Source organism: Stenotrophomonas sp. Marseille-Q4652, from assembly GCF_916618915.1.
Lineage (GTDB): Bacteria > Pseudomonadota > Gammaproteobacteria > Xanthomonadales > Xanthomonadaceae > Stenotrophomonas.
In genome coordinates, this window is record NZ_CAKAKE010000001.1 from 2,998,566 (window position 1) to 3,018,813 (window position 20,248).

Consider the following 20,248-nt stretch of genomic DNA (forward strand, 5'->3'; position numbering starts at 1 on the left):
GGAGGCCCGGGCGGCAGGGACGCCGCCCGTGGTCATTATCTGGCGCCGGGCAGCGGCGCCATCTTCCACAGCAGGGCGCGGAACGGTGCCAGCAGGCACACCGCGATGCCCAGCTTCACCGCCAGGTCGCCCAGCGCCCAGCTCACCCACGGCAACGGCTCGCCGGCGAAGGACACACTCCAGAAGATCGCCGTATCCAGCGTCGCCGAGCAGGCGCTGGCCACCAGCGGCGCGCGCCACCAGTGGCCGTGGCGCAGACGGTCGAACACGCCGATGTCCAGCAGTTGCGCGGCGATGAAGGCGCTGCACGAGCCGGCAGCGATCCGCGGGCTGGCCAGCCATACCGACATCAGCACCGCGAGCGCGAAACCCACCCACGCCACCTTGCGCGCGGCCTGCGGGCCGAAGCGGCGGTTGACCAGGTTGGAGACCAGGAAGGCCACCGGGTAGCTGAAGGCGCCCCAGGTCAGCCAGTCGTTGATCGGATACATCACCAGGATGTTGGAACCCAGCACCACCACGCCCATGGCCAGCACCGCCAGCAGCAGGTCGCGGTGGCGGAGCGGGGCAAACAGCGGGGCAGGACGCGCGGTCATGGCGAGCCGGTGGGTGGTAGACGGGGGAGGCGGCATTATCGCCGCTGCCGGCTTTACCGCGCCCGAAACGCTCCATGCAGACGGTGGAACGCCGCGCTCACAGCCCCAGGCGCTGGCGCAACTCGGTGGCGATGCGCGCGGTCTCGCGCAGCGGTTCGATGGCCGGGGCATCGTCGCCGGGCCACTGATCGAATCCGGCCTGCAGCCGGCCGCGTTCGCGCAGCGACTGCTGGAAGTGCTGCAGCCGGCCGCGGGCGCGATCGGCCATCAGCACCGCCACCGGCACCCGCGTGGCGCAGGCCTCGGACAGCAGGTTGACCGAATCGGGCGTGCACACCACCCGCGCCGCCCAGCCCAGCAGACCGGCATAGGGATTGGTGCCGTCGCCGCCATCGCTCCAGATCACTCCTGGCACGTCGTGGAAGGCGCGCAGCAGGGCGCGGCCGACCTCCGGCGGCGTGCGCCGCGAGGTGGTGGCCAGGATGCTGCCGCCGTCGGCGCGGACCTGCGCGGCCAGCTGCTCGAACAGCGGCACGATGCTGTCGGCCGTCCACGGTGCATGCTCGGTCGGCCCGCCGACGAGCAGCGCGGTGCGCGGCCCGGGCAGTGCCTCGAATGCCGCAAACGCCGCGCGTCCGGCTGCCAGCCAGTTGTCGTCGACCGGATTGAGGCTGCCCAGCAGGGTCAGCACGTTGGCCCCGCGCAGGCGGTCGTGTTCGGGCACCACCACCAGGTCCCAGTGGCGCGGATCGATGCGCGGATCGAGGATCTGCACGGTACGGGTGCCGCGCGGGCGCAGCCGGCGCAGCGCCGCGGCGGCCTGGCGGCCACAGCCAATCGCCAGCGCCGGCGGCATCTGCAGCAGGTTGGAAAAAGCAGGACCGTAGCCGTCATCCATGCCCGGCAGTTGCCGCGGCGCGGCCCAGCGCCACGGCGCGCGCGGCTCCAGCTGCAGGCGGCGCACGCCCCCCAGGCGCAGCGCCGAGGCCAGTGCAACGGCCTGGCGGACGTTGCCGGCACGGCCGTCGGTAATCGTCCAGGGCAGGGTGGATTGTTTCGGGTGTGGCATTAATTCGTTTCAGTCAGGCCGTGTGTTGCCGCTGACGCGACACTCTACACTGCGGGCTCGTTCCACCGTGGCCATTGTCCGGGGCTTTGCCCGCCGGCGCCACGGTCCGATCCACTGCCAGGAGATTCCATGTCCGACGTGCTCAACGACGCTGCGCTCGACCAGCTGTTCCGTACCGCCCGCACCCAGAACGCCTTCCTCGACAAGCCGGTGGAAGACAGCCAGCTGCGCACGTTGTACGACCTGCTCAAGTGGGGCCCGACCGCGGCCAACTCCACGCCGGCCCGCTTCGTGTTCGTGAAGTCGGCCGAGGCCAAGCAGAAGCTGGCACCGGCACTGTCCGAGGGCAACCTGGCCAAGACCCTGGCCGCGCCGGTCACCGTGATCGTCGGCCACGACGAGGATTTCCACGAGAAGCTGCCGTACCTGTTCCCGCACACCGACGCCAAGAGCTGGTTCGACGGTCCGCGCGAAGGCCGCCGCGAATCGGCGTTCCGCAACGGCTCGCTGCAGGGCGCCTATCTGATCCTGGCCGCGCGCGCGCTGGGCCTGGATGCCGGCCCGATGTCCGGTTTCGACAACGCCAAGGTCGACGAGGCCTTCTTCGCCGGCACCGCGATCAAGTCCAACTTCCTGGTCAACCTCGGCTACGGCGATCCGTCGGGCCTGTTCCCGCGCCTGCCGCGCCTGTCCTTCGACGAGGCCGCACGCATCGAGTGATCGCGCCGCTCCATCACGCGATCCAAAGCTGCCTGGCCACACCCTCCGTTCCGCCCACCCAACCCGGGAGAGAGAAACCGATGAATACCACCGCCAAACTGCTGCTGCCGCTGGCCCTGACCCTGGCCATCAGCGCCTGTTCCAACCCGGCCGACGAGGCCGACCGCGCCGCCGAGGCTGCCCCGGCGACCACCGAACAGGCTCCGGTTGCCAGCGAGCAAGCCCCGGCCGAGGCCATCCAGGTCGCCTCGGGCACCTACAAGCTCGACGCCGGCCACACCATCGTGCTGGCGCAGTGGAACCACATGGGCTTCTCCAACCCGAGCGCCAACTTCGGCCAGGTCGAAGGCACCCTGGTCTACAACGCCGACGACGTGTCGCAGTCCAGCGTGGAGGTGACCCTGCCGCTGGCCGGCCTGAACAGCTTCACCGCCAAGTTCGACGAACACCTGCGCAGCGCCGATTTCTTCGACGCGGCCAAGTTCCCGTCGGCCACCTTCAAGAGCACCAAGGTGGAATCGGCCGGCACCAACAAGCTGACCGTCACCGGTGACCTGACCATCAAGGACATCATCAAGCCGGTGGTGCTGGATGTGACCATCAACGCCGCCGGCGAGCACCCGATGATGAAGGTGCCGGCGGTCGGCTTCGATGCGACCACCACCCTCAAGCGCAGCGACTTCGGCGTCGGCGCCTACGCCCCGGCGGTGAGCGACGAGGTCAAGGTGCGCATCACCACCGAGGCCACCGGCGAGAAGGCCGACACCCCGGCCACCTGATCCAAGTGGTAACGCGATACGAAAAGGCCCGCCAATGGCGGGCCTTTTCCTTGCCGGGCCGGCCGGTGCAGCGGCCCGCTCAGCCCTCGTCGTCGGGATGGGCCTTCCAGTAACCGGTGGCACGCACCCAGTCGCGCGGCACCTGCAGGTGGTCTTCAAGGAACAGGCGCATGTTGCGCGCGCCGCGACTCGGTGGCGATCCAGTAGAACGCATCGCCATCGGGCTGCTCGAAATCGACCAGTGCGTCCTCCAGCAGCGTGCTGCTGGCCGCATCGAACCCGTTGCGTTCCAGCCACGAGATGCGGATGCGCGCGTCCTCCGGCAGCGGCTGCCGGTCGCCCTGTTCGGGAATCTCGATGAACACCTCGGCCTGCGCGTGGTCGGGCAGGTTCTCCAGCCAGCGGCCAATGGCCGGCAATGCGGTTTCGTCGCCGATCAGCACGTAGCAGTCGTAGTCCTCGGCAACCACGTGCGAGCCGCGCGGCCCGGCCACCACCAGCGCATCGCCTGGCTGCGCACGCATTGCCCAGGTCGAGGCCACGCCGTCGCCGTGCAGCACGAAATCCAGCGCCAGCTCGCCGGCTTCCAGGTCCCACGCACGCGGGGTGTAGTCGCGCGCCGGCGAGGGCAGCTGGCCTTCGGGATAGCGCGGACCCTCCGGCCCCAGGAGCGGGACAACGAACGCGCCCTCGGCATTCGGGAAGAACAGCTTGACGTGGTCGTCGGGCGAGGGCGATTCAAACCCCTGCAGCGCCTCGCCACCGACCACTACCCGGCGCAGGTGCGGGCCCAGGGTCTCGGTGCGCAGCACGCTCAGCTCACGCAGACGTGGCTGCAGGCGCAGGCGGCGGTTTTCATGTTGGGACATCGGCAATCCTGTAGTCGGGCGCTCGCGGCGCCGTTTGAAGTGGAAATAAGTGGGAGGCCGCGCGCTCAGGCGCGGCCGGCTTCGATCGCCGCGCTCGCCCGGGCCAGCAGCCCGGCCACACGCTGCGCTTCGTCGTCGTCCCAGTGGTCCTGGTGCTGCAGCAGGGTGTGTTTGAGTGCCTGCATCGCCTCGCGCACCGGCGCCGGCAGGCTCGCCTTGGCCAGCCGGTTGGCAGCGATGTGGGTGCGCGCCTGTACCGCGTCGATCGTCGCGCGCTCGGCGTCGACCTGGGCGCGGCCGGCGTCGGTGATGTGGTAGCGCTTGCGGCCGCCTTCGGGCTCGGCGGCGATCCAGCCCAGGTCCTCGAGCAGGGCCAGGGTCGGGTAGACCACGCCGGGGCTGGGCACGTACGCGTCGTTGAACAGCTCCCCGATCAGGCGGATCAGTTCGTAGCCGTGGCGTGGCTGCTGTTCGATCTGCGCCAGCAGCAACAGCCGCAGGTCGCCGCGGCCCAGGGGCCGGCCGCCTCCGCCCTGTCGACCGCCGCCGCGTCCGCCGTGGCCGGCACCGTGTCCGTGGGGACCGCCGCGGCCACCGTGCCCGTGGCCGCCATGCCCCTCATCCGTGGCCCGGTAATGCGGGTGGCCGGCGGGGCAGGGGCGGAGGAGATGGGCGGGGTGGGCAGGGAGCCACTGCGCGCCGCACCAGGCACCCTGTGGCGGGCCGCCCCGATGCCAGTGGAAGTGATGGTGATGGTTTTGCATGTCTTTTAGATATATCGGATGTGTGAGAAAAACGATATATCTAAAACAGTCCGGACGCCAGCCCCGCCTATCGCCGGCGGGTGTTCCGTTCAGATCGCCGAGAGCGGCACCGTGTTGGCGGTGACCTTGCGCTGCATCGCATCCAGATAGGCATCGAGCTCCTGCCGCGAGGTGAAGATCTCCTCCAGCGGCACCGCCTTCACCACGTCGAAGACCTTGCGGATCTGCGGCTGCGGGTTGAGCACCAGCAGTTGCCCGCTGCGCGCGGCCAGCTGCTTGCGCGCGCGGAACAGCGAGCGCAGCCCTGCGCTGCTGATGTACTCCAGCGGCTCCAGGTCCAGCACCAGGGTGAAGGCGTCAGCGTCGAGCAGGGGCAGCAGAACCGCATCCAGCTCGGCATAGGTGTGGGTGTCCAGGCGACCACCGACCACCACGCGCTGGCGACCCTCCGACGGCGGATCGACCTGAAGGGTCAACTTGCTCATGACGGCGACTCCGGTACCGGGGGGGGAGGGGAGGCGCAGAACGGGTCTAGCAGGGTGGCGCGGATCCGGTTGCACCCATCGAGCCTGCCGTAATCGATGTGATCGGCGAGTTGATGCACCAGGTACAGACCCAGCCCGCCCACCGGCCGCTGCAGGATGTCCGCCTCCAGCACCGGCGCCGGAGCACCGCGCGGGTCGAACGGCTGGCCGCAGTCCTGCAGTTCCAGTACCAGCGCCGCGCTGCTCAGCTCAAGTCCCACCTGCAGTTGCGAGCCTTCGGCCACCTCGCCATGGGCAATGGCGTTGCACACCAGCTCCTCCACGATCAGCCGGGCATGGCCCACGCGTTCGTCGCTCACGCCTTCGGCCAGCAGCACGCGGTCCAGCTGGTCGCTGAGGTGGGCCAGTTCCTCCAGCGCCGGGGCGATGCGCAGGTCCAGCTTCATGGGCGGTCCTCCAGCTCGGCCGGGTCCAGGAACTCGATGGTAAGCACGGTCAGGTCATCCGAGGCCTCGGCCTCGCCGCAGAAGGCATGCACCGCGTCCAGCACCGCCTGGCACTGCTGGCTGGCATCCAGCCGGGGCTGCAGGGTCGCGCGCAGGCGGCTGGCGCCAAAGGCCTGCAGCGAGGCATCCATCGCTTCCGTCACCCCGTCGGTGTAGCAGACCAGCATCTGCCCGGGCTCCAGCTGCCCCTGCGCCACCGGGTAATGGTGCTCGGGCGCCAGCCCCAGCGGCGGGCCCGATTCCACCGGCAGCGTGCGCACCTGGCCATCGCGCAGGCGCAGCAGCGGCGGATCATGGCCGGCGCTGGCCAGCTGGAAGCGGCCGTTGCCCAGGTCGATCAGCCCGCACAGCACCGTGGTGAACATGCAGGTGTCATTGCGCTCGGCCAGCCGCAGCGAGGCCGCGGCCAGCACTTGGTCCGGGCCGTGCTGGCCGCGCGAGGCCACCTCCAGCACCGTCATGCTGCGCGCCATGAACAGCGCCGCCGGCACGCCCTTGTCCGACACGTCGCCGATCAGGAACCACAGCCGGCCCGGCCCGGCAGGGAGAAAGTGGTAGAAATCGCCGCCGACGATCTTGGCCGGCTCCAGGCACGCATGCGTGCGCAGCGCCAGCCGCACCCCGTCCGGCTGCGGCGCGGCCGGCAGCATCGCGCGCTGGATGTCGCGGGCGATCTCCAGCTCGGCATGCAGGCGCTGCTGCGCCGCGGCCAGCCGCTCGATCTCGGCGATCTGCTCGCGGATCGAATCGCGCGCGCTGTCGAAGGCGCGCGCCATCACCCCGACCTCGTCGCGCCGGCGCACGTGCGGCAGCGGGAAGTCGAAATCGCCGCGATGGAAATGCCGTGCGCTCTCGGTCAGGTCCTCGATCGGCAGCAGCAACCGCCGCGCCATCCGCCCCAGCAGCAGCGTCCACAGCAGCAGGCCCAGCAGCGCCAGCGTCGCCGCGCTCCAGGTGATGCGGCGCAGGCCCTGCAGCACGTAGTCCTCCGAGGCCGACAGCACCACCGTCCAGCCGGTGTCGCCCACCGGGCGGTGGCGGCTGAAGAAGTGGCGCCCGTCCGGCGTCTGGTGTTCGATCATCGCGCCCTCGCCACCGCGGGCTACCGCGTCCACCAAGGGCGCCAGGTCCGGCCGGCTCTGCGCGGCCTGCGTGGCCAGGGTGCGCCGCAGCCGCAGTGCCGGGTCCGGGTGTTCGACGATCAGGCCGTCCGGCGAGAGCAGGATCAGCTCCACGCCCCCATCGCCGGGCAGTCCGGCCAGCGCATGGCGCAGCCGCGCCAGCGGCACGCTCACGCTGACCATGCCGATCGCCGCGGTGGTGTCGTCATCGCCCGGCCGGCGCAGTGGCAGGTTCAGGGTGGTGGCGTATTCACCGCCGGTGTTGCGGTCTGCATAGGGCTCGGCCCACCACGGCCGCTCGGCCTGCAGCGTGCGCTGGAACCACGGCATGGCGCGGTAATCGAAGTCCAGCTCGCCGGCGCCCTGTTCGATCACCCCGATCCCATCGCGGCGCACGTGCCAGACAAACCCTTGGTCACCACTCTTGAGCGTGTCCGGCGCCATCGCCAGCATCGCCCCGGCAATGTCCGGATCGCTCTGCAGGGTTGCGTGCAGCAGCGAGCGCAGGTTGAACGGTTCATTCCCGATGCCGGTGGCCGCCGCGGCCAGCAGCCGACCGCTGACCTGCACCGAGCGCAGTGTCGCTTCCAGCGCCCGCGCGCTCTGCTGGGTAAGGATCTCCACCTCGGTGCGGGCCTGCGCCATCACCACCGCCCGCGCGCCCATGTAGAACACCATCACCATCAGCGCCACCAGCCCGGCCTGGGCGAGAAAGCCCCACAGCAACATGCGCGTGCGCAGGCTCCGCCGCCACGGCACGGCCGACAGCCGGGTTCGGGTACGCCGAACGTTGATGGAAAGCACCCCCTGCTTCGCTGTCGCCGATCAAACCACAAACCATGTCAAGGCGGCCGCCACCGCCGGCAAAGCTGTCTCCCCGCTGTCCGCAGGACACCAGCAAAATCAATTCCATACGTATGCGTAGCGAGGTTTGGCGCGGGGGTACTGCGCTACACTTCGGAGTTCGAAAATCTAATGAAAGCGCGCGCGTGCGTGCAGTAACTGGGAGCGCTAATGAACTGGTTGAACGAGGTGCTTAACAACGACCCGAATCCTGTGGAAACCCAGGAATGGATCGAGTCGCTGAAGGCCGTTATCGATGTGGAGGGCCCAGAGCGCGCGCATCAGTTGCTGGAAGGCATGGTCGAGCTGACCCGACGCTCCGGTGCCTACCTGCCGTTCTCGCCCACCACCGAGTACGTCAACACCATCGAGCCGCACCTGGAGGCCAAGAGCCCGGGCAACGCCGAGCTGGAATGGCGCATCCGTTCGATCATCCGCTGGAACGCGATGGCGACCGTCGTGCGCGCCAACCGCAAGCCGGGCGACCTGGGCGGCCACATCGCCTCCTTCGCCTCGGCTGCCACGCTGTATGACGTCGGCTTCAACCACTTCTGGCGCGCACCGAGCGAGAACCACCCGGGCGACCTGCTGTTCATCCAGGGCCACAGCTCGCCGGGCATCTATGCCCGCGCTTTCCTGGAAGGCCGCATCAGCGAGCAGCAGCTGGACACCTACCGCATGGAGGTCGACGGCCAGGGCCTGTCGTCCTACCCGCACCCGTGGCTGATGCCCGACTTCTGGCAGACCCCGACCGTCTCCATGGGCCTGGGCCCGCTGGCGGCCATCTACCAGGCGCAGTTCATGAAGTACCTCGAGCATCGCGGCCTGATCGAGCCGTCCGACCGCAAGGTCTGGTGCTTCATCGGCGACGGCGAGTCCGACGAGCCGGAAACCCTGGGCGCGATCGCCCTGGCCGGCCGCGAAGGGCTGGACAACCTGATCTTCGTGGTCAACTGCAACCTGCAGCGCCTGGACGGCCCGGTGCGCGGCAACGGCAAGATCATCCAGGAACTGGAAGGCGTGTTCCGTGGCGGCGGCTGGAACGTCATCAAGCTGCTGTGGGGCTCGTACTGGGATCCGCTTCTTGCGAAGGACACCAACGGCGTGCTCAAGCGCCTGATGATGGAAACCGTCGACGGCGAGTACCAGAACTGCAAGGCGTTCGGCGGCGCGTACACGCGCGAGAACTTCTTCGGCAAGTACCCGGAGACCCGCGCCATGGTCGCCAGCCTGTCCGACGACGACATCTGGCGCCTCAACCGTGGTGGCCATGACCCGCACAAGGTCTACGCCGCGTACCACGAGGCGGTGAACACCAAGGGCATGCCGACCGTGATCCTGGCCAAGACGGTCAAGGGCTACGGCATGGGCAGCGCCGGCGAGTCGCTCAACCCTACCCACCAGACCAAGAAGCTCGACGACGAGGCCGTGCGCCACTTCCGCGACCGCTTCAACATCCCGGTGTCCGACGAGCAGCTCAAGGACGGCCAGGTGCCGTTCTACCACCCGGGCGAGAACTCGCCGGAAGTGCAGTACCTCAAGGAGCGCCGCGCCGCGCTGGGCGGCTTCCTGCCGCAGCGTCGCCGCAAGAGCGAGGAGCAGTTCACCGCGCCCAAGCTCGAGACCTACGAGCGCCTGCTGAAAGAGAGCGGCGAGCGCACCTACTCCACCACCATGGCCTTCGTGCAGACGCTCAACATCACGTTGCGCGACAAGCAGATCGGTCCGCGCATCGTGCCCATCGTGGCCGACGAGGCGCGCACCTTCGGCATGGAAGGCCTGTTCCGGCAGATCGGCATCTACGCCCCGTTCGGCCAGAAGTACAAGCCGGTCGATGCCGACCAGCTGATGTACTACCGCGAGGAGGAAACCGGCCAGGTGCTGCAGCAGGGCATCAGCGAGCCGGGCGCCATCGCCTCGTGGATGGCCGCCGGCACCAGCTACTCGGTGTCCAACGTGGCCATGCTGCCGTTCTACATCTACTACTCGATGTTCGGCTTCCAGCGCGTGGGCGACCTGGCGTGGATGGCGGCGGACATGCGTACCCGCGGCTTCCTGCTCGGCGGCACCGCCGGCCGCACCACGCTCAACGGCGAGGGCCTGCAGCACGAGGATGGCTTCAGCCACATCGTCGCCGGCGGCATCCCGAACGTGCGTTCGTACGACCCGACCTTCGGCTACGAAGTCACCGTCATCGTCCAGCACGGCACCAAGGCGATGATGGAAGACCAGGTCGATGAGTACTACTACATCACCCTGATGAACGAGAACTACACCCACCCGGCCATGCCGGAGGGTGCAGCCGAGGGCATCATCAAGGGCATGTACCTGCTCACCGACGCCGGCAAGCCCAAGAAGGGCGAGCTGCGCGTGCAGCTGCTGGGCAGCGGCACCATCCTGCGCGAAGCCATTGCCGCGGCCGAACTGCTGGACAAGGATTTCGGCGTCACCGCCGACATCTGGTCGGCCACCAGCTTCAACGAACTGCGTCGCGATGGGTTTGATGTGGAACGCTACAACCGCCTGCATCCGGAAGCCGAACAGCGCAAGCCGTACGTCACCAATCTGCTGGAAGGCCGCCAGGGCCCGGTCATCGCCGCCACCGATTACGTGCGTGCGTATGCCGACCAGATCCGCGCCTTCGTCCCGGCCAGCTACACCGTGCTGGGCACCGACGGCTTCGGCCGCTCGGACACCCGCGCCAACCTGCGCCGCTTCTTCGAGGTGGACCGCTACTACATCGCCCACGCGGCGATTGCGGCCTTGGCCAAGGATGGGAAGATGACCGCGAAGGACGTGGCCCGGGCGATCAAGCAGTACAACATCGATCCGGAGAAAGCGAACCCTGTGGGGGTTTGATGTGTAGCGGTAGTTAGAACGGAAAGGCGGCCTGATGGCCGCCTTTTCTCTTTAGAGCGAAGCGAACCTGAGCCCGTCCTCTACCCCATTCTTCGCAGAGGCGCGCAAGGGGGGGCACCCGGTTATCTGTACTTGGGGTTAAAGGTGAGCCGAACGCCTTGATGGAAGTGAACCCGCATGCCAGCTAATGACGAGAGTCAGAACAATCGTTGCAACCACCCGGGACTACAGGCAAATTTCGATCGGCACACAGGGGGGTGCTTGATCGCTAGATCAAGGGGACGAATGTACGGACACATGGGGAAAGCAGAATGCGCCTGAAAACGGTCAAGCTGATCAATTTCCGCGGCTATCGTGACCTTGCCGTGCCTATCGACGAAGCCATGACGGGCATCGTCGGTCGAAACGATTTTGGCAAGTCCACGATCCTGGAAGCGCTGGATATCTTCTTCGAGTCCGGCAGCGTCAAGGTGGATAAGAGCGACATGAATTGCTTTGCGCTTGCCGCTCGCGAGGAGCGGTTCGAGATCGCGTGCGAGTTCGACGATCTGCCAGACCGCTTGGTGCTGGATGCCAATGTAGAGACCACTCTGGAGCAGGAGCACCTGCTCAACTCAGGTGGCGTGCTCGAGGTGGTCAAGACCTTCAAAGCTTCGACGGGCAAGCCTGAGCGGACCGCGATCCGCTGCGATCATCCCGCGGCTGCTCCCCTCGACTCTCTCCTGAGTCAGAAGATCGCCGATCTGAAGAAGCTAGGAAGAGAGATGGGAGTGGCAGTTGCTGACGAACGGGTTGCCTCACTATGGCGGCAGGCGATCCGGGAGGCTGCTGCGCCCATCCAGTGCCAAGAGACGTTGCTGGATGTCGACAAGGGCCTGTCCACGGAAGCCAAGTCGGTCTGGTCGAAGATCCAGGAGCAACTGCCGACTTTTGCGTTGTTCAAGGCAGACCGCGAAAGCAGCGACGGTGACGCAGAGGCAAAAAACCCTCTCCAGCAAGCGGTCAAGGATGCGCAAGCTGCCCTCCACGAACAAATCAGCGCGCTTGAGCAGCAGGTCGAAGACAGTGTCCTCGATGTGGCAAATCGCACGCTTGAGAAGCTCAAGGAGATGGCGCCTGAGCTGGCCAGCGAGCTCAGGCCGCGGTTCAAGGAGAAGCCGAAGTGGTCCTTCAGCTTTACCTTGGATGGGGAGAACGGGATCCCGATCAACAAGCGTGGCAGTGGAGTGCGGCGATTGATCCTGCTGAATTTCTTCCGCGCAGAGGCGGAGAGGAGCGCTGGATCAGCGCGCAACGTGATCTATGCGATCGAAGAGCCGGAGACCTCGCAGCACCCGAACTACCAAGTGATGCTGATGAAGGCCCTGCTTGCGTTAGCGGGCCAGTCGAACAGGCAGATCATCGTTACGACGCATGTTCCTGCATTGGCGGGCCTGATTCCCACGGAAGGCATTCGGTACGTCACAAAGGACGAGCACGGAACTCCGTCAGTCAGGATGCCTGATGAGCATGTCCTCAAGGAGGCCGCGGAAAGCTTGGGGGTCTTGCCTGAAAGCGGAATGGAGCGCGCTCGTGCCGTAGTGCTGGTGGAAGGTAAGGCTGATGTCGTGTTCCTGCATCATACCTCGGTCGCCCTCCGGGATGCTGGCTACGTCGGATCGAGCCTCGACGACGAGCGCATTGTCCCAGTGCCAATTGGCGGATGCGGAAGCGTGAAACACTGGGTAACGCTCAAGGTGGCCGACAGTCTGGGAGTTCCGTGGTGCGTGTTCCTGGACTCGGACGTGGGCGGTGATCCGGCAGCGGTGAAGAACATCCAGAAGCGCAAAGCAGAAGTCGAGGCGGTTGGTAGGTCCTTCTACACCACCAAAAAGCGCGAGATCGAGAACTACCTGTGCCCGGACTTGATCAGGCAGATGACTGCCAAGGACGTGACTTACACGGACACGTGCGACGCGAAGAAAATCATCGGCGCCACGGTGCGGGTGTCACCAGACGATGTAATTGATCATTTCTGGCCGAGCATGACAGCGGACCTGATGCGCCAGAGATCGGCCTATGCGGCCGAGGGCGAAGAGCGGTGCGAACTTGAAGAGCTGGTAGGCAACCTGCTGGCGCTCACGGCCGAGCGGTAGAGAAGCAGGGTCAAAGTGGAATTTCACCTGAGCTTTTTGGCTTATAGCGAGAAGGGGGTCTGATTCACTTCCAGTACTTCACTTCTGGCATGAAGGTGCGTATTGCGGCCGAAGGGCGGAGCGGGTTCCCACCAAGCGCTGAACCTTCGCGAAGAATAGGGAGTAGGGCTCATGCGCTTCCGACTGCATCAGGGAGGTTCTAGCAATGATAAAGACCCGGTCCATCGATTTCCCGGTGCTTCTGGTGGAAGCAGACACCACCGGCGTTACTCCCGACGACCCGATCATTCACATCATGTGCGTGTTGGTCGAAGAGGCACAGGACGGAAAATTGCGTCCTGCTGCCGCGTATACGGGTTACCAAGAGGTGCAAAGGCTCTCCTCGAAGGAGGCGTTTAAGGCGCATGGCATCCCAAACGAACGCCTAAAGGGCGAAAGGCTCGACCTAGAAAAGATCCGCGGTCTGATTGCCGAAGCGGGCTCCATCGTTTCCCGCAGTCCGAGATTCAACGCTAAGAAGCTTCACGCACTCATCCCAGAGTGCCTGGAGAAGCGCTGGTTTCCCTATCCCCACCGAATTCAGAACTGGCGGTGGGAGCATTTCCCAGCCATGGCTCGAATGGCAATCATGTGTGGGGAGGTGGCGAACGATGGATACGGAACCTTCCATCATCTGACCGAACTGCTAAAGATTGATGCCCGCTCGTACGAGGTAGTGTTCGATGAGGATGGCCCTCCAAAACTGACTGTCAAATTTGGAAGACGCAAAGTGCTGGAGTGCTTTCCAGAGGCTCTATTGAAGTGTGTCGAGGGAGATCGGTTCCGTTTCCATGGAAAGAAGGGGTACGACTTCGTCACTGCTTACTGCGACTCGGGCGCTGCAAACCGCAGCCGCGCCTTCCGCTTGCAGACGACACCATCAAACCTGGCCCTATCTGGAAATTGGGCTTACCTACGGAAGATCGAAGGAGACGAATACCTGGTTGGCTAACAAGAAGCTCGGCTAGTCTCCCGCTGAAGGTGGAAAACAAGGGTCAGAGTCAGGTTTCCACCGGCTCTGGCCCTTGTGTTTTGGGGCGGCCGCCCTTGCGCGGCACCACGCAACGGCCTAGCTGCGCTTGGTAGTACTGGGGTCAGAGTCAAGTTTCCATCGGCTCTTGCCCTTTCGCTTTGGGGCGGCCGCCCTTGCGCGGCACCTGACAACGCGCAGCCGCGGCGTTCGGTGTGCTGACACCTGCGCTATCTCCGACGCGGTGCGGGTATCGATGATCAAGAAAAGTGAATCGCCGCCGCTAACGTTGCCGGCGTGCTGCGCCGGCCGGCTTGGGGGAACCGGGGTGGCGGCGGGGTACGGTTACCGCAAACCCAATGGAGATTCAGTTGAAGATCAATCCGTTGATGGCAGCGATGCTGCTGGCGGGCGGCCTGCTGGCCGGTTGTGGCGACAAGAGCGGTGGGGATGCCGCGTCGGCCGAGGGCAGCAGCGCAAGCGCGTCGGCCAAGTCCGCTGACGGCAAGAATGCGATGGTGGTGGCATCCAAGGACGATGTGGGCCGCGACATCACCGTGATGCCCTTCCGCAGCGCCGAAGGCCGCAGCTATGCGCCGTACATGAAGCTGGGCCAGCAGTTCTACCCGGACAGCCCCGAGCACCTGGCCTATGTGGACCTGTACTGGAGCAAGGCCGACCCGATCGACGAGGAGCTGCTGGCCTACACCATCTCCAAGGAGTTCGCCAACGAGCAGGACCCGTTCAAGCGCAAGGACATGCTCGCCGCGCTGAAACCGAAGATGGATGAGTACCTGGCCCGCGTGCGCCAGATCGGGGATATCGCCATCGATATCAACGACACCGTGCAGTTCGGCCAGTACGACATGGAGAAGAAGGCCTTCCCGATCTTCCTGTACACGTCCACGAGCAATGAGCGCGTTGACCTGCACGGCCGCAACTCGGTGGAGTTCTCGGTGGTGGTGCCGGGCATGGACCTGGCCAACAGCTCGCAATTCTGGCTGCCGATGGACGAGGCCGCCGCGCGCGCGATCGAAGCCAAGCTGGCCGGCAAGCGTGATGGCAGTGGCAATGCCGAAGTGCCGCTGATCGTGAAGGGCCACGTGTTACTGGCATCGGCCATGCCCGACAACGGCGGCGAGATGGCCACCGTCAACAGTGCCCGCCTGGAAGCCGTGGTCTTCCCGGACGCCTTCGACCTGCTGGTGCCGGGCACCGCCGACGTGCTGGTGACACTGGACAAGAAGGTCCTGCCGGCCGGCTTCCCGGCTGACAAGTATTTCCTCACCCGTCCGTATGACAACGACGGTGCCGCTTCGGCCGCGCTGGTCAAGGCCAGGATGGGCATCGAAGACTGACGCAGTCCTCGTCACTGCACATGGATGCCGCCACTGCCGCATGACGCGGCCCCGGTGGCCGGATCACAGGTCAGAGTGCATTTCACTCTGGCCTGTTTTTCTTAGGGCGGGCTGGCGGTCGTTGCCACGCTGGATGGCGTGCTGGGCAACGCCGGGCAGATCGATTCGGGGCTTCCGTGCCATATGTCCTCCTCCGGGATCGGCCCATCCTGGGCGAGAGGGATATCCGCGAATGTCAGTGGTGCCGAGAGTGCGAGGTAGGAATTCGACTCTGACCGGGCTTTGCCTGGCGGGCCGACCCGCCACCTTCGCCAGACCCTGCAGGCCAACTACGGTTTGGACCTCTTCTATGAACGAGGGCCACGCCTGAAGTTGTCCGCGCCAGCCGAGTGCGCAAGCTTCATGGCGCGAGCGTATGTGCACAACATCGGTTGAGCATGGAGGACAAGCATGATGAGTAACCTCGGGCCTGAACGGCTGATGCCGGACCCTGTGCTCGAGGCTCGGGCATCTGCCAGGCAGCGAGAGAAGTCTCAGACGCCGCCGACCTGAGGCCGCTCATACCAACCTCGGCTTCGGTTGACGATGCGGACCACCGATAGCATCACAGGCACTTCGACCAGCACGCCGACGACCGTTGCGAGCGTGGCGCCAGAATGGACGCCAAACACGCTGACCGCGGTGGCCACGGCCAGCTCGAAGAAGTTGCTTGCGCCGATCAGGGCAGATGGGCCGGCCACGCTGTGGGCGACACGGAGCTGGCGATTGAGCAGGTAGGCCAGGCCGGAATTGAAGTAGACCTGGATGAGGATGGGTACCGCCAGCATGGCGATGATCAATGGCTGCGCCAGGATCTGCTCGCCTTGGAAGCCGAACAGCAGCACCAGCATCATCAACAATGCTGCCAGGGAGAGCGGCCCGAGCTTGGCCAGCCAGACATCCATTCGTGCTTGACCGCCGCTACGCATCAGCCAGGCGCGCAGCTGCGTGGCAATGATGACGGGGACCACGATGTAGAGTCCGACCGAGATCGCCAGTGTGGCCCACGGCACAGTAATGGACGAGATGCCCAGCAAGAGCGCAACCAGCGGCGCGAAGGCGACAACCATGATCGCGTCGTTCAGTGCCACCTGGCTCAACGTGAAGGTCGCATCGCCGCGGCAAAGGTTGCTCCAGACGAAGACCATCGCCGTGCACGGGGCCGCCGCCAGCAGGATCAGGCCTGCAATGTAGGAGTCGACCTGGTCCGCCGGCAGCCACGGCGCGAAGACATGGCGCAGGAAGAACCAGCCCAGCAGCGCCATCGAGAAGGGTTTTACCGCCCAGTTGATGAACAGCGTGGTCCCGATGCCGCGCCAGTGCTGGCCGACCTGGCGCAGAGCGCCGAAGTCGATCTTCATCAGCATCGGCACGATCATCACCCAGATCAGCAACGCCACTGGGAGATTGACCTGGGCCCACTCGATGCTGCCCAGTTGAGCAAATGCTGCCGGGAACTGGCGGCCCAGGGTCGTGCCCGCCACAATGCACAGCGCGACCCACAAGGTCAGGTACCGCTCGAAGAGCGCCATGCGCGGGGCGGCCTCATTCACTGTCGGCATCCTCGGCGTCGATGAAGCCGATCTTGTCCAAGGCGGCCTTGAGTTGCCCTCGATCCTCCCACGCTGCAGCTGGCAGTGCGAGGAAGGCCATCAAGCGGGCCTGGATAGTCCGATGGGCTCGCCGGAACGCCTCAGCTCGGTCGGCATCGCTGCCTCCGACCGCTGCGGGGTCAGGCAATCCCCAATGTGTCCGCAGGAAGTCTCCGAACACGACCGGGCAGGTTTCGGCTGCTGCTGAATCGCAGACGGTCACGACCAGGTCCATGCGGGGAGCATCCGCGGTCGTGAACTCGTCCCACGACTTGCTCCGAAGCCCGGCCGTGGAGATGCCCTCGGCCTGCAGCTGAGTCAAGGCGAATGGGTTCACCGTACCGGTAGGCTGGCTGCCGGCGCTGAACACCTTGAAGCGGTTGCCGGCCCACGCGCGCAGCGTGGCTTCGGCCAGGACGCTACGAGCACTGTTGCCGGTGCACAGGAAGAGGACGTTGTGGGTCATGGCGATGGCTTCGTGGGTGGAGGGCATGCAGGAGGGCAGCCGTTTGATCAGCAGCCGCAGGTCGGATCCCGGGTCGGCGCGCATTCGGCGCTGGTTGAACCGGCGCAACAGTTGTGTGTGAGGTACTCGACCAGGCCATTCATGGCCTGGAAGTTCGCGCGGTAGCAGACGTAGCGGCCTTGGCTTTCGCTCTCCACCAGGCCGGCATGCACGAGCTCCTTCAGATGGAAGGACAGCGTCGCGCCGGGGACGCCCAGTGCTTTGGCGATGTCGCCTGCCATGCGCCCGGCGGGGCCCGCCTCGACCAGCAAGCGGAAGGCGGCCAGGCGGGTTGCGTGTCCCAGTGCGGTCAGGGAAGTGATTGCATCATTTATTTCCATAATTTTAGAATAGTCGAATGAATAGCCCCGAACAACCACCATTCGACCCTCCCGCCAACCTGGACGCTGACTTGCTCCCAATGCCCCAACCCGAGGTCCTGGGTGCCGACGGTATGCACCCGCCACGGATCCTGCTCCTGTACGGCTCGCTGCGGCCGCAGTCGTTCAGCCGAAAGCTTGCGCTGGAAGCTGAGCGCATCCTGCGCTATCTCGGCGCCGAGACGCGGGTGTTCGATCCGCACGACCTGCCGATGCTCGACAGCGTCGACAGGAGCCACCCCAAGGTCCAGCAGCTTCGCGAATGGTCCCAATGGTCGGAAGGCCAAGTGTGGGTGTCGCCCGAGCGGCACGGCACCATCACCGGCGTGTTCAAGAATCAGATTGACTGGCTGCCACTGGAAGACGGCAGCGTTCGCCCGACGCAGGGCAGAACACTGGCGGTGATGCAGGTTTGCGGTGGGTCGCAGTCGTTCAACGTGGTCAACACGCTGCGCGTGCTGGGGCGCTGGATGCGGATGGTCACCATCCCGAACCAGTCGTCGGTGGCCAAGGCTTGGCAGGAATTTGATGAAAGCGGCCGCATGAGGCCCTCGTCCTACTACGACCGCGTCGTGGACGTGATGGAGGAGCTGATGAAGTTCACCCTGATGGTCCGCGGGCGCAGCGACCATCTGGTTGATCGATACAGCGAACGAAAGGGCGCCGAGGAGGCGCGTCGTGTCTCAGCGGCTGCCGGGGTCGCTGAGTAATTCCGGAACCAGAGTCATCCAGGTGTCCAATTTGCTGGCGCGTTTGCAGTTGGCTGGCTTTTCGTAGCAGTCCGCAAATGCCCTGGCAGCACGGCTACGCACCCGGAACTCCCCGTTGGGATGCTGCTCTCCATGTAGCCGTCGCCTTGAGCAAGCGGCAAAGCTGTGCCGGGGCGCCATATGAGCGGACACCGCCTATGCGAAGGGCTACCTGTAGTGTCGGCGGCAGCGCCGTGTGGAGGAGGAATTCGACTCTGACCCCGGTTTACTTCCCGGCGTCCGGATACATCGCGAGCAGCCGTCGCAGCACGCCGTTGGTCCAGCCGAAGCCATCCTGCAGCGGGTACTCGCCACCTCCGGCGCTGGCCTTGCCGGAGACATCGTATTTCTCCACCAGCTTGCCGTCGTGCTGGTAGACCGCGATGTTGTGGCCGATCCAGCGGGTCGCGATGGTTTCGGCAAGTTCGTTGTGCCCGTAGGCCTCCAGCCCCTGGATTGCGATCCACTGCAGCGGGGCCCAGCCGTTGGGTGCGTCCCATTGCTGGCCGGTCTCGATCGTGGTCGTGAGCAGGCCATGTGGTTGCAACAGGTCCGCACGCACGCGCTGCGCGATGCGCCCGGCCTGCTGTTGATCGGCAATGCCGAAGAACAGCGGATACAACGTGGCGGCGGTGACGTGGCCGGTGGTGCGGCCTTCCTTCCACAGGTAGTCGGCAAACATGCTGGCCCTGGCATCCCACAGGTGGCGGTGCATTGCCTGTTTGCGCGCCTGCGCACGTTCACGGAATTTGGCGGCCTCGCCAGACTGCTGTGACAGTGCATGGGCCCTGGCCAGGGTGAGTTCGAGGTTGTACAGCAGGCTGTTGAGGTCCGGCGGCACGATTTCCACGGTGCGGATGGTGGCCAGGGTCCGGCCGTCGGCCAGCCAGCGCGAGCTGAAGTCCCAGCCACTCTCCGCGGCCGCGCGCAGGGAGCGGTAGACCTCTGCCACCGGACGGCCGGAGGCGTTCGCGGTTTCGACATCGACGCCGTAGCTTTCGTCCCGCGGCGTGTCGCAGTCGTCCCAGTAGCGGTTGGGCACGGAGCCATCGTCCAGCCGCACCACGCGCCGGTGCGCCTGGCCGGCGGCAAGTCCATCGGCGCCCTCCATCCAGAACGCGTATTCGGCGGCAAGCTGCGGCAGGTAGGTGGTGAGCACCGCATCGCCGTCGCGCTCCGCGACGAGGTTCACCATCGCCGCGAAGAACGGGGGCTGCGAGCGGCTGAGGTAATAGGTGCGGTTGCCGTTGGGAATGTGGCCGTAGCGGTCGATCAGCCAGGCGAAGTTGCGCACCATGTCGACGACGAGGTCGTGGCGGCCGCTCTCCTCCAGGCCGAGCATGGTGAAGTAGGAATCCCAGTAGTAGATCTCGTCGAAACGGCCGCCCGGCACCACGTAGCGGTAGGGCAGGGGCAGCAGGGAGCTGCGGCTGTCGCCGGGCCGGGGCTGGCGCTCCAACACGGGCCACAGCGCGTCGATGTGCTGGACCACGTCGTGCCGCGGGTTGGTCTGGTAATCGCCGCCGGCCGGGCTGGGCATCTCGAACTGGGTGGCGATGAACTGCTCGAGGTCGAAGCCTGGCAGGCCGCGGCGATGCGCGTATTCGGCGGCAATGCTCGCCGGCGGTTGCTTCGGCGTGGCGTCGACCAGGACCTTGGCATCGGGCAACACGCGCTGTGCGTCAGCGAACAGGGCGCCGTAGTTCTGCGGAAATCCCGCAAGGCAGGCTTCCGCCGCCGCGAGCATCGGCTGCAGGAAGAGGAAGAGGGCCAGTAACCGGATCGTTGACCGCATCGGGGAATGCTCCTTTCGCCGGGGCTGCGACGATGCCATGGCGCATGTGACGCAGGCGCGCAGGCAAGCAGCGCA

Annotated in this window: 17 protein-coding genes and 1 pseudogene; 7 read left to right on the forward strand and 11 right to left on the reverse strand. The window is 65.8% G+C overall.

Annotation, left to right across the window (positions count from 1 at the left end):
* Positions 1-35: 35 nt before the first annotated feature.
* The gene (locus tag LG380_RS14185; RefSeq protein WP_225765954.1) at positions 36-596 is read right to left on the reverse strand and encodes a VUT family protein; all 561 of its coding nucleotides are present in this window, start codon (positions 594-596) and stop codon (positions 36-38) included.
* 97 nt (positions 597-693) lie between these two features.
* A complete protein-coding gene (locus LG380_RS14190) occupies positions 694-1,665 on the reverse strand; it encodes a mitochondrial fission ELM1 family protein (RefSeq protein ID WP_225765955.1) in 972 nt (323 codons plus the stop codon).
* Positions 1,666-1,794: 129 nt separating this feature from the next.
* Here LG380_RS14190 and LG380_RS14195 point away from each other — a divergent pair, with 129 nt between their 5' ends.
* Entirely contained in the window at positions 1,795-2,385 is a 591-nt protein-coding gene (locus tag LG380_RS14195; protein WP_225765956.1) for a malonic semialdehyde reductase, read from the forward strand.
* Positions 2,386-2,465: 80 nt separating this feature from the next.
* A complete protein-coding gene (locus LG380_RS14200) occupies positions 2,466-3,164 on the forward strand; it encodes a YceI family protein (protein WP_225765957.1) in 699 nt (232 codons plus the stop codon).
* A gap of 79 nt (positions 3,165-3,243) precedes the next feature.
* Here LG380_RS14200 and LG380_RS14205 read toward each other — a convergent pair.
* From LG380_RS14205 to LG380_RS14225, 5 genes and pseudogenes are all read right to left on the reverse strand, one after another.
* Positions 3,244-4,033, reverse strand: a pseudogene (locus LG380_RS14205) (siderophore-interacting protein).
* Between the two features lie 65 nt (positions 4,034-4,098).
* Positions 4,099-4,524, reverse strand: a complete 426-nt coding sequence (locus LG380_RS14210) for a PadR family transcriptional regulator (protein ID WP_225765958.1) — start codon at positions 4,522-4,524, stop codon at positions 4,099-4,101.
* A 362-nt stretch (positions 4,525-4,886) separates the two neighbouring features.
* Positions 4,887-5,282: an STAS domain-containing protein gene (locus LG380_RS14215; protein ID WP_225765959.1), complete on the reverse strand. Its 396-nt coding sequence runs from the start codon at positions 5,280-5,282 to the stop codon at positions 4,887-4,889.
* Positions 5,279-5,728, reverse strand: coding sequence for an ATP-binding protein (locus LG380_RS14220; protein ID WP_225765960.1), 450 nt, complete (start codon positions 5,726-5,728; stop codon positions 5,279-5,281). Before LG380_RS14220 ends, LG380_RS14215 begins: the two co-directional genes overlap by 4 nt.
* Positions 5,725-7,668: a SpoIIE family protein phosphatase gene (locus LG380_RS14225; RefSeq protein WP_225765962.1), complete on the reverse strand. Its 1,944-nt coding sequence runs from the start codon at positions 7,666-7,668 to the stop codon at positions 5,725-5,727. The genes LG380_RS14220 and LG380_RS14225 overlap by 4 nt, the downstream gene beginning before the upstream one ends.
* 255 nt (positions 7,669-7,923) lie before the next feature.
* Between LG380_RS14225 and aceE the strand changes: the two genes are divergently transcribed.
* From aceE to LG380_RS14245, 4 genes are all read left to right on the forward strand, one after another.
* Complete coding sequence (gene aceE / locus LG380_RS14230) at positions 7,924-10,611, forward strand: pyruvate dehydrogenase (acetyl-transferring), homodimeric type (protein ID WP_225765964.1); 2,688 nt, start codon at positions 7,924-7,926, stop codon at positions 10,609-10,611.
* 311 nt (positions 10,612-10,922) lie between these two features.
* On the forward strand, positions 10,923-12,746 hold the full coding sequence (locus LG380_RS14235; protein WP_225765966.1) for an AAA family ATPase: 1,824 nt from the start codon (positions 10,923-10,925) through the stop codon (positions 12,744-12,746).
* A gap of 205 nt (positions 12,747-12,951) precedes the next feature.
* Positions 12,952-13,737: a hypothetical protein gene (locus LG380_RS14240; protein ID WP_225765968.1), complete on the forward strand. Its 786-nt coding sequence runs from the start codon at positions 12,952-12,954 to the stop codon at positions 13,735-13,737.
* 389 nt (positions 13,738-14,126) lie between these two features.
* Positions 14,127-15,113 (forward strand): hypothetical protein, encoded by a 987-nt coding sequence (locus LG380_RS14245; protein ID WP_225765970.1) that lies wholly within the window; start codon positions 14,127-14,129, stop codon positions 15,111-15,113.
* Between the two features lie 533 nt (positions 15,114-15,646).
* Here the strand turns inward: LG380_RS14245 and arsB are convergent.
* From arsB to LG380_RS14260, 3 genes are read right to left on the reverse strand one after another with little or no spacing between them, the layout of a single operon-like run.
* Positions 15,647-16,684 carry an ACR3 family arsenite efflux transporter gene (arsB, locus tag LG380_RS14250; protein WP_225766645.1) on the reverse strand — a complete coding sequence of 346 codons (1,038 nt, stop codon included), beginning with the start codon at positions 16,682-16,684 and terminating at the stop codon, positions 15,647-15,649.
* A gap of 13 nt (positions 16,685-16,697) precedes the next feature.
* Positions 16,698-17,210, reverse strand: coding sequence for an arsenate reductase ArsC (locus LG380_RS14255; protein ID WP_225766647.1), 513 nt, complete (start codon positions 17,208-17,210; stop codon positions 16,698-16,700).
* A 47-nt stretch (positions 17,211-17,257) separates the two neighbouring features.
* Positions 17,258-17,590, reverse strand: coding sequence for a metalloregulator ArsR/SmtB family transcription factor (locus LG380_RS14260; RefSeq protein WP_225766649.1), 333 nt, complete (start codon positions 17,588-17,590; stop codon positions 17,258-17,260).
* 80 nt (positions 17,591-17,670) lie between these two features.
* On the opposite strand from LG380_RS14260, the gene arsH reads away from it, so the two are divergent.
* Positions 17,671-18,339 carry an arsenical resistance protein ArsH gene (arsH, locus tag LG380_RS14265; RefSeq protein ID WP_225765972.1) on the forward strand — a complete coding sequence of 223 codons (669 nt, stop codon included), beginning with the start codon at positions 17,671-17,673 and terminating at the stop codon, positions 18,337-18,339.
* 265 nt (positions 18,340-18,604) lie between these two features.
* Here the strand turns inward: arsH and treF are convergent, their stop codons facing one another.
* Positions 18,605-20,212 (reverse strand): alpha,alpha-trehalase TreF, encoded by a 1,608-nt coding sequence (gene treF / locus LG380_RS14270; protein WP_225765974.1) that lies wholly within the window; start codon positions 20,210-20,212, stop codon positions 18,605-18,607.
* Positions 20,213-20,248: the final 36 nt, after the last annotated feature.